Below are 9,112 nucleotides of genomic sequence, written 5' to 3'. Positions count from 1 at the left end.
CGCCGCCGGCCTTTCTCACGCGCCAGAATTGGAACCCGGCTCCGGCGAAGAGCAGGACCGGCAGCCACTGCGTGTGGAGCGCGAAATACGTTCCGAGCGTGGCCGGGCCGATCTCCTCGCCGCCGCGGAGGAACGCGGCGAGCGCGGGCCCCGCGAGCGGGACGTACGCCGCCATCCCCGTGACGATCGTGACCGCCCAGTACGCGAGCTGGTCCCACGGCAGAAGGTAGCCCGTGAAGGCCGACGCCGCGATCGCAGCGAGGAGGAAGAGGCCGACGAGCCAGTTCAGCGCGCGCGCGCCGAGGAAGCCACCCGTGAAGACGACGCGCAGCAGGTGGAAGACCGCGACGAGGACGAGGAGGTTCGCGCTCCAGTGGTGGACCGAGCGGACGAACGCTCCGAACGTCGTCCGTCTGCAGCTTCTCGATCGACGCGTACGCGTCGCCGAACACTGGGCGTGTGCGAACATCAGGAGCGAGCCCGTGACGAGGAGGATCGAGAGGAGGACGAGCGACGACCCGCCGAGTCCGAACGTGTGCGTGAAGCGGATTGCCGCGGCCGGGACACGGACGGGGCGGAGGTGAAGGACGAACGTCGACACGACGGCCCTTGCGCTCTCGGCGGCTCTCACTTCCTCACGATAGCGCACGCCCGCGCGGCCAGGGGCGCAGGTGCATCAACGACGAACACTTTGTGTATGCTTAATCTCCCCAGTGGCGGCGAAGGCCGCGACACTTTCAATCTTGAGACTCACACGCAGTGCCGAACTGGCCGCGATTGCGGCCGCCCTGATGCTCGCCCTCCCAACCCGGGGCGCGAGCGCCGACACGTCCCTGGCCGCCCCGGTCCAGGCCCGGGACGACTCTGCTCTGCCGGGCCCGGGAATCGCCGAATTCCATCTGCCCGACTCGGTCTTCAGGGACCTGGGCGTCAGTCTCGAGGACGATTCCGCGTCCCTTCCGACGGGGGACTTCGGCTTCACGCTCAAGGACTTCGATTCGGAGGAGCTACAGCTGCCCGCCGACTGGACGGGCGGAATCGCCGTCCAGCAGCCCCGGTGGCCGCAGCCGCCTCCCGGGGACACGCTGCGGGGCGTCCGGAACTGGGACTCGCCCTACGCGAAGAAATTCCTCCGGGGAACCCTCATCATCACCGGCACGGAGATCGCAAGCGGCGTCATCCTGGCGCTTCTGCCCAGCCAGTTCACGAAGTGGGACGACACCGCGCGCTCAGCGGGGTTCCGCCAATTACAAGCGCGCGTGGAGCGAGGCTCCGACGTGGGACCGCGACTCCTTCTTCAACGACTACATGGGCCATCCGTATGCGGGCGCCCTGTACTACAACATGATGAGGTCCCAGGGAGGGACCCCGCTGCAGTCCTTCGGGTTCACGCTCTTCCAGAGCACGCTGTGGGGAGTGCGCGACCGAGTCGGTCGCCGCGCAGCCGAGCATCCAGGACCTCGTCACCGCGCCGATCGGGGCAGCCTCCTCGGGGAGGTCTTCCACCAGCTGTCTCTCGAGATCCTGAAGAAGGGAAACCTCAACTTCGGACAGAAGGTTCTCGTCTTCTTCCTGAACCCCTCCTGGGTGATCAACAACGGCTTCCGCGCGCCCGAGTAGCGGGAGAGAGGCCCGCTCTCGGCGGCGCCGCCTGTCTCGTGGTGAAGGTCTGGCGGGAGTCCGAACCCGAAGCTCCCGACGGTCTCTGGTACAAAGACTTCGGTTCGTTCAAGGTCTGCGGGGAAGGAAGATACCCGAAGACATTCCTTCTGCCCGGACAGACCGCGAAGGGGCAGAGAGGCGCTGCTCGATGAATCAATCGCGAACGGACGGGATCATCTTCAGCAGCGGATACGCAACGCCCGCGAGAGAGAGCGGGAAGTCGACGGGATAGCGCGCGACGTAGGCGTCCGCCCGCGGGGGCGAGCGCCTCGCGCCCGCTTCTCCGGGCTGCCATGTCAGTTTCCTCCCGTCGCCATCCAGCGGTAGTACGTGTTGCCAGGATCGCCCGAGAACGTCTCGCCGAGAGCCTCCGCCGCCCCGGCGCGATCGCCGGCGTACGCACGCAACGCCGCCCGGTAGAACGCGAAGAGCTCGCGCTGCCTGGCATCGGCCTGTCCCTTCAGGCTCGCGTCTCCGGTGACGGGTGGAGAGCCGGCCACGCCTAGGACGCGCGGGAGGACGCGGAGGATCTCCCCGCGGCGCACCCACGCCGCATTCTCGATCAGCGGCCGATTGTCCGTGACCGCGGGCGCCCCGGCGGCATACCGTTCGAGGCCCTCGCGGCCCGTCACCCAGGTTCCGAGAAGGGCCGCGGGCGACTCCACTCCGACCTCCGCGAGCGACGCGGCGACGGCGCCCGCCGAGAAACGCGCCGTGACGCGCGAGGCGTCGAGCTCGATGGGGCTCATCGAGCCGACGAGCAGCATCTCGTGCAGCTCCGTCGTCCATGCGCTGGCGTACGGGAACGCATCCAGGAAGCTCCTCACGAGCGAGCGCGAGTCCTCGTCGTTCTGCGTCGGCAGCGGCCACCACTGCGCCATCAGGCCGCCGGGCGCCAGCCGCGCGCGGCACAGCTCGTAGAAGTCACGCGAGTAGAGGTTCACGACCCCCGCCGCCGACGGTGGAGGAGGTTCGAGCGTGATGAGGTCGTAACGGTCGGTGCGGCGCAGCAACTCGTGGCGTCCGTCGCCGATCCGGATCTCGAGGCGTGGGTCTGCGCCCGCCCCGAGGTTCCCGGCGAAGAGCGGCGCCGCGCGCACGACGCCGGGCAGGAGCTCCGACACGACGCGCGTCTCGAGCCCCGGGTACGCGAGGAGCGCCCCGGCCGTGATCCCGGTCCCTAGCCCGACAACGAGAGCCGAGCGCGGTTCGCCCTTGTGGATCAGAAGCGGCACCAGCGCCTGGAGGCGCATATATCGCCTTGACGGAAGGACGTCGCCCGAATTCGACACGCCCTGGATGTAGAGCCGCCTGAACGTTCCGCCCGCGGCGCGCTGCTCGAGCACCGCGACCGTCCCGGCCGTGTCCTCTTCATAGAAGACCATCCGCCCGCCCCGCCGCTCCGCGAGGAGCCGGCCGAGCGTGTCGCGCGGGACGAGGAGTGCGGTCCCGGCAACTGCAGCGAGGATCGCGAAGGCCGTTACGCGGGCGCCCACGCCGCTTGCGCCGCGGGCGAGCGCGATTGCGCCGACGAGCGCGCCACCGCACGCCAGCAGTCCGAGCGATCCGACGAGACCGAAGGCGGGCACGAGGAGAAAGCCCGTCAGCAGCGTGCCCAGGACGCCGCCGGCCGTATTCACCGCGGCGACGGCGCCCACGCCCCGGCCCGGACGCGCCGCGCCCGCCGCGAGCCGCGCGGCGACGGGGAACGCTCCGCCGAGAAATATGGTGGGCGCGAGAAGCACGGCGCCGGCAGCCACCAGGAACCGTGCCGCCATCTCGAGACCTTCCCTTCCGGTCGCGCGCATGGCCCACTTCCCGGCGAAGACCTGCGCGTCGGGCAGCCAGGAACCGATCGCGACGACCGTCAGCAGCGACGCGGCGCCGGCGCCGGCGATGAGGAGGCCGAACAGGCGCCACGGATTTCTCGTTCGGTCCGCCACCCGTGAGAAAAGCCAGCTCCCGAGCGCGAGGCCGCCGAGATACGTCGCGAGCATGACCGCGAAGGCGTGCGCCCGCGTGCTGAGGAACTGAACCAAGACCTCCGACCACACCACCTCGTACCCGAGCGCCACGCCTCCGGCGACGGCGTACAGAGCCAGTGCCAGCCGGGCGTCGCGCGGTAATGCGTCGTGAGCCTCGACTGCCGGAGCGAGCTGTCGCGCAAGGCGGGCGTCGAGCCCAAGCGCCGCGGCGGCGACCGCGAGACAGAGGAGCCCGGCGAAAAGTGCGGCGCCGCGCACTCCGAAGGCAGGCACGAGAACGAACGGCACGGCAAGCGCGCCGCCGATGGCCCCCGCCGTGTTCATGGCGTAGAGAAGGCCGGTGACGCGACCGACCGCGGAATCGCCTGGCCCGAGCGCACGGACAGCCGCAGGCAGCGTGCCGCCCATGAGAGTCGCCGGCACGCCGACGAGGAGGAACGGCAGGACCCATGCGAGCGGGCCCGCGACGCCCTGCAGGCGCACGAAGAGCGGAGCCGAAGACGCGAGAGCGAGAGTCGCCAGCACGCCGGAGACCGCGATGCCGGACTCGAGCGCGGCATAAAGGCGGACCGGCCGCGCGACCCGGTCGGCCATCGGCCCGAAGACGGCGCCGCCGAGCGCGAGGCCCGCGAAAAAGGCGCTCACAGCGATCGTGACCGCGTGAACGGTGACGCCTACGACCAGGGCCAGCTGCTTCACCCAGAGCGTCTCGAAGACCAGGGCCGTCACACCCGACACGAAGAGAAGCGCCGCGAACGGAAAAGTGGAAGGAAGGCGGCGGGGTAACCCCAGCCGCCTTCCTTCCCGATCTCGCGAAGTCACGATGTCGTGACCCCTGATTTGATCAGTGTTCTCCCTTGGTCAGCTTCTCCATCACGTGGCTGAGGTTGAAGCTGCCGGGCTTCTGGCGAGGCGGGAAGTCGATGAAGCTCTGCATCCACCCGCCGACGTACATGGCGGCCGGCCCCACGAGGAATGCATGGTTGATTCGCCAGATCTGGTAACCGTACCCCTCTGGGAAGCGCTCGAAGGGGTCCGCCCGGAGATTGAAGAGCTTGGGAAGGCGCAGGACGACCATCGGATCCTGCCAGACGTCGAGACCCTTCGCGCGCTGCTCGAGGAACAGCATCTTCCACTGGTCGAACCGCAGGGCCGCGGGCTCCCCATCGTCGGTCCAGTAGACGAACTCGTGGCGCGGCCACGCCTTGGCCTCGCCCTTGAAGGACGGAAGCAGGTTGTAACCGTCGAGGTGAACCTTGTACGTGGCTCCCGCTACTGTCGTGCCCTTCAGCAGCGATTCCTTGACGTCCGGCTGGCCCGCGGCGGCCAAGAGGGTGGGCAGCCAGTCCTCGTGCGAGATGATGTTGTTGATCTCGGTGCCGGGTTTGATGACGCCGGGCCAGCGCACGACCATGGGTACGCGATAGCCGCCCTCCCACGGCGTGTTCTTCTCGCCGCGGAACGGCACCGCGGCGCCGTCGGGCGAGCTCATCACCTCGCCGCCGTTATCAGTCGTGTAAATCACGATCGTGTTGTCGGCGACACCCATGTCGGCGATCTTCTTCAGGATCTGGCCGATGTGGCCGTCGTGCTCGACCATGCCGTCCGGGACGGTTCCGAGGCCCGTCTTGCCCTTCGACTCCGCCTTGAGGTGGGTGTGGATGTGCATCCGGGTCGTGTTGAACCAGACGAACCAGGGCTTGTCTTCCTTCTGCCTCGCGTCGAGGTACTTCATCGTCACGGCGAGGACTTCCTCGTCGATCGTCTCCATCCGCTTCTTCGTGAGCGGGCCGGTGTCCTCGCACTTCTGCTTGCCCCACTTCCCGAAGCGGCCGTCGTCGGGGAGCGTGCTCGCGGTGGCCGTCGCGTAGCAGTGGAACACGCCGCGCGGGCCGAACTTCTCCTTGAAGTTCGGGAATTCCGGGGCCTTCGGGTAGTCCGGGTTCTCGGGCTCCTCCTCCGCGTTCAGGTGGTAGAAGTTGCCGAAGAACTCGTCGAAGCCGTGGACCGTCGGGATGAAGTCGTTGCGGTCGCCGAGGTGGTTCTTGCCGAACTGGCCCGTCGCATAGCCCTGCGCCTTGAGCAGGTTCGCGATCGTCGGGTCCTTCTCGGAGAGGCCCTCGGGCGCGCCCGGGAGGCCGACCTTGAGGAGGCCCGTGCGAATCGGGGACTGGCCGGTGATGAACGCCGCGCGCCCGGCCGTGCAGCTCTGCTGGGCGTAGACGTCGGTGAAGATCGCGCCTTCCTTGGCGATGCTGTCGATCGCGGGCGTCCGGTAGCCCATCATGCCGCGGTTGTACGCGCTGATGTTCCAGAAGCCGATATCGTCGCCGAACAGCACGAGAATGTTCGGCTTCTTCTTCGCGGGCTGGGCGGCCGCGGGCGGCGCGACCGCGAGAATGCCGAGCGCGAGCCCGAAGGCCAGCGCGAGAGGTCGGGAAAGTTTCATGAATGTTCTCCTTTCGGTGCCGGGTGAAATGAGATCGAGGCGCACCTAGCGCCTCACGAATGAAACGTCGAAAGTCTGTTTTTGAAGGGCCTGAAAGTACGTGCCCACGAGGTTGTCGCTTGCGGGGTCGTAAACGAGTCGATACGTGCTGCCGGGGTAGTTCGGGGCGCGCAGCTCGACGAAGAGCGTCAGGGCTCCGTTCTCGGAAAACGCCTCCGCCTTCGAGACGTTGATCGGGCGCGGGTTGTAATACGACGCGTCGACCGCCCCCTGCGGCGAGACGGAGCGGACCTCGAGGATGTAGCCGCCGTCCTCGCGCAGCCAGCGGGCCACGAGCTTGTCGAACACTGCAGCCGCGGGCCTCACGGGTTCCGGGGCGGTGCTCGCGGCAGGCGCCGCCGGCGCGGGCGCCGGGGCCGTCGTGGCCGCCGGTGCCGCGGTGGCGGCCGGCGGGGCTGGCTCCCCACCCCGGGAGCGGCAGGACGCCGCCCCTCCAAAGAGGAGCACTATCGTGAGGAATTGAACCACGGCGTTCGCTCTTTTCGGCATGTCAGCCCACCCTTACCGGCAACACCAGCTGAACGTAGAGCCCGCGGCCCTGCGTCGAGAACGTCCCTCCGAACTGCCAGAAGTACCGGATCGTCAGAGCCCCCTGCAGGGTCGTGAACTCCGGGCCGATCGCGTGGATGTCGGTCCTGCCGTCCCGGACGGGCAGAGGCACGTCGGCGCCGCTCGTCGACGTGACCTGCCACTGGGAGTAACCCGCGATGCCCGCCCAGCCTTTGAATATCTGCCCGGAGCCGTAGTTCCCGCCGACCCCGTACATGAGCGTAAGGGGATTTCCCGTCGTCCAGTCCTGATCCTGCTTCCTGCCGTTGATATCGTAAAAAAGGGAAGCTGAGGCGTGCCAGCTCCTGGCGCCGTTCAGGAACACGGTCGAGAGCACGGAGAGCTCGTTGCACCACATGCCGAGGCTCGTGTTGTCCGTCGCGCCGGCCGTATATCGCCCCGTCGGAATGTAGAGCGCATACTGGAACGTCACGTCGGCCCCCTCCAGGTGCCAGCCGATGGCAAGCGGCACGAGCCACGTCTCACTCAGTGCGATGCCGGTCGAACTGTTCACGTCCAGCCGTGGAGCGTCGGTCATCACGTTGGCCCATGGCACGGAGACCGTGGCCGAGTAGTTTCCGCCGAGGATCTTGATGTTCGAGACCCACGAGACGATGGGCCCGATGTAGTACTGGTTGAGGCTGCCCTGCGTCGGCACCGTCTCACCCCGGGGGCCCTTCAGCTCGTCCGCCCTGTTGTAGCCGCCGAGGATCCCGGCGTAGAGGCCCGGAGGCGGCTGAGTACCCGCCATCAGGCCGTACTCGCCTTTGAGGATGAGCTGCTGGGCGCCCGCCTCGCAGGCGAGGCCGCAGAGCGCGGTCGAGACGCCGAGAGCAACGAGACGATTCAGAAGGCGCCGCCGGTTCATGTCGCCTCACTTCGGCGGAACGTAGGGGTCGGGCGTACCGACCTTGATCAACGGGTACTTCCTGAAGCTCGCTTCGAGCTCACCGAGGATCTTGAAGATCGGCTCGGCGACCCAGGAGTTCTTGGCCCCGACGTCGCGCTCCTCCTTCATGTCGGTCAGGAGGTTGACGATCTTCGGCAGGGGGAGCTTCTGCGGCGGGTCGTACATGTTCTCCTGCCAGACCAGGTGCGCCTTCCAGTTGCGCCACTTGACGGCGGACAGCCTGTCGGCCACGAAGACCGGGAATCCCTCGCGGTTCGAGGTTTCCTGCTTTCCGAGGAGGAAATCCAGCTGGTCCACGCCGTCGATCGGACGGTCTTTCGGGACTTCCGCTCCTCCCACGCGCGCGAGCGTCGTGTAGAGGTCCGTGATGTGGACGATTTCGTTGCTCACGCGGCCAGCCGGCACCCTGCCAGGCCAACGCAGGATGAAGGGCGCCCGCAGCGAGCCTTCCATCGCCGTGAAGTACGAGCCGCGCCAGGGCCCGTTTGCACCCTGCCACGGGTCTGTCGCCTCGGGACCGTTGTCGCTGGTGAAGATGACCAGCGTATCGTTCTCGACGCCTGCTTCCTTGATGGCGTCGAGGATCTGGCCGGTGCGATGGTCCATCTCGGCGAGACAGTCGGCCCAGTCGCCGTTACCGGTTCTTCCCGCGAACTCGGGATTCGGCAGCGTCGGCATGTGGACGAGCGAGAAGGACACGTAGGCATAGAACGGCTTGCCCGCGCGCGCGCTGCGCTTGATGAAGTCGACGGCGTGCGTCGTGATCTCCGCTTCCATCGTGCGGCGCCGGTCCAGGTCCAGCACTCCGACTTCCCGGGCTTTTTCGCCTTTGCGGGCCTCGTAGATCGGCTCGGGACGAACGAGCTTCGCGTTCCAACCCTGCTTGTCGCCGACCGACGGCCACATGCCTTTCGCCTGGTTGAGGGACGGCCACATCCCCTCGTCGTAGGTGCGCGGGATGCCGAACCACTCGTCGAAGCCCTGGCGAGTCGGCAGACGCTCCTCGGCGCTGCCGAGGTGCCACTTGCCCCACATGCCGGTGGCGTAGCCCTGCGCTGACAGCAACTCCGCGATTGTGACCTCCCACTGCGTCAAGCCGTCCGGGACGCCGCCAATCGGGACTTCGTACGTGCCGGAGCGGATCGGAAACCGGCCGGTCATCAGGGCCGACCGCGAGGGCGTGCACTGCGGCTCGACGTTGAAGTTGAGCAGCCTGATGCCCTGGCTGGCGAGCGTGTCGATACGCGGCGTGGCCGCGCCGCGCAGGATGCCGCCGCCGTAGACGCCCAGCTCACCGTAGCCGAGGTTGTCCGTGAGCATGAAGACGATGTTCGGCTTTCGGGCGGAGTTCTGCGCCTCGGCGGGCCGCGCTGCGGCGAGGAGACCGAGCGCGAGCTCAAGGGCCATCACAAGAGGTCGAGAGAGCTTCATGAAGGTCCCCCTTTCGATGCCGAGTGGGTGCGACGGGCGCGCATCCGGCCACGAGCTTTCTCAATC

7 protein-coding genes are annotated in these 9,112 nt (G+C 67.8%); 1 reads left to right on the top strand and 6 read right to left on the bottom strand.

Annotation, left to right across the window (positions count from 1 at the left end):
• On the bottom strand, positions 1–631 hold a 631-nt coding region (locus IPL89_10645), incomplete at its 3' end, for a cytochrome b N-terminal domain-containing protein (GenBank protein ID MBK9063638.1).
• Positions 632–1,308: 677 nt separating this feature from the next.
• Here IPL89_10645 and IPL89_10640 point away from each other — a divergent pair.
• On the top strand, positions 1,309–1,620 hold the full coding sequence (locus tag IPL89_10640) for a DUF3943 domain-containing protein (GenBank protein MBK9063637.1): 312 nt from the start codon (positions 1,309–1,311) through the stop codon (positions 1,618–1,620).
• Positions 1,621–1,958: 338 nt separating this feature from the next.
• On the opposite strand, the gene IPL89_10635 is transcribed toward IPL89_10640, so the two are convergent.
• From IPL89_10635 to IPL89_10615, 5 genes are all read right to left on the bottom strand, one after another.
• Positions 1,959–4,439 carry a fused MFS/spermidine synthase gene (locus tag IPL89_10635; protein ID MBK9063636.1) on the bottom strand — a complete coding sequence of 827 codons (2,481 nt, stop codon included), beginning with the start codon at positions 4,437–4,439 and terminating at the stop codon, positions 1,959–1,961.
• 52 nt (positions 4,440–4,491) lie between these two features.
• Positions 4,492–6,096: an arylsulfatase gene (locus tag IPL89_10630; protein ID MBK9063635.1), complete on the bottom strand. Its 1,605-nt coding sequence runs from the start codon at positions 6,094–6,096 to the stop codon at positions 4,492–4,494.
• Positions 6,097–6,141: 45 nt separating this feature from the next.
• Positions 6,142–6,462 (bottom strand): hypothetical protein, encoded by a 321-nt coding sequence (locus IPL89_10625; protein ID MBK9063634.1) that lies wholly within the window; start codon positions 6,460–6,462, stop codon positions 6,142–6,144.
• A 184-nt stretch (positions 6,463–6,646) separates the two neighbouring features.
• The gene (locus IPL89_10620) at positions 6,647–7,573 is read right to left on the bottom strand and encodes a transporter (GenBank protein MBK9063633.1); all 927 of its coding nucleotides are present in this window, start codon (positions 7,571–7,573) and stop codon (positions 6,647–6,649) included.
• A gap of 6 nt (positions 7,574–7,579) precedes the next feature.
• Complete coding sequence (locus IPL89_10615) at positions 7,580–9,022, bottom strand: arylsulfatase (protein ID MBK9063632.1); 1,443 nt, start codon at positions 9,020–9,022, stop codon at positions 7,580–7,582.
• Positions 9,023–9,112: the final 90 nt, after the last annotated feature.

The organism is Acidobacteriota bacterium (assembly GCA_016716715.1).
Taxonomy (GTDB): Bacteria; Acidobacteriota; Thermoanaerobaculia; order UBA5066; family UBA5066; genus Fen-183.
This window is presented reverse-complemented; position numbering and strand designations above follow the sequence as displayed.

What these genes read in the sequence shown, in the direction of transcription:
- IPL89_10640 (MBK9063637.1), top strand. Translation starts at nt 1,309, where the DNA reads ATGGGCCATCCGTATGCGGGCGCCCTGTACTACAACATGATGAGGTCC.
- IPL89_10630 (MBK9063635.1), bottom strand. Translation starts at nt 6,096, where the DNA reads ATGAAACTTTCCCGACCTCTCGCGCTGGCCTTCGGGCTCGCGCTCGGC.
- IPL89_10620 (MBK9063633.1), bottom strand. Translation starts at nt 7,573, where the DNA reads ATGAACCGGCGGCGCCTTCTGAATCGTCTCGTTGCTCTCGGCGTCTCG.
- IPL89_10615 (MBK9063632.1), bottom strand. Translation starts at nt 9,022, where the DNA reads ATGGCCCTTGAGCTCGCGCTCGGTCTCCTCGCCGCAGCGCGGCCCGCC.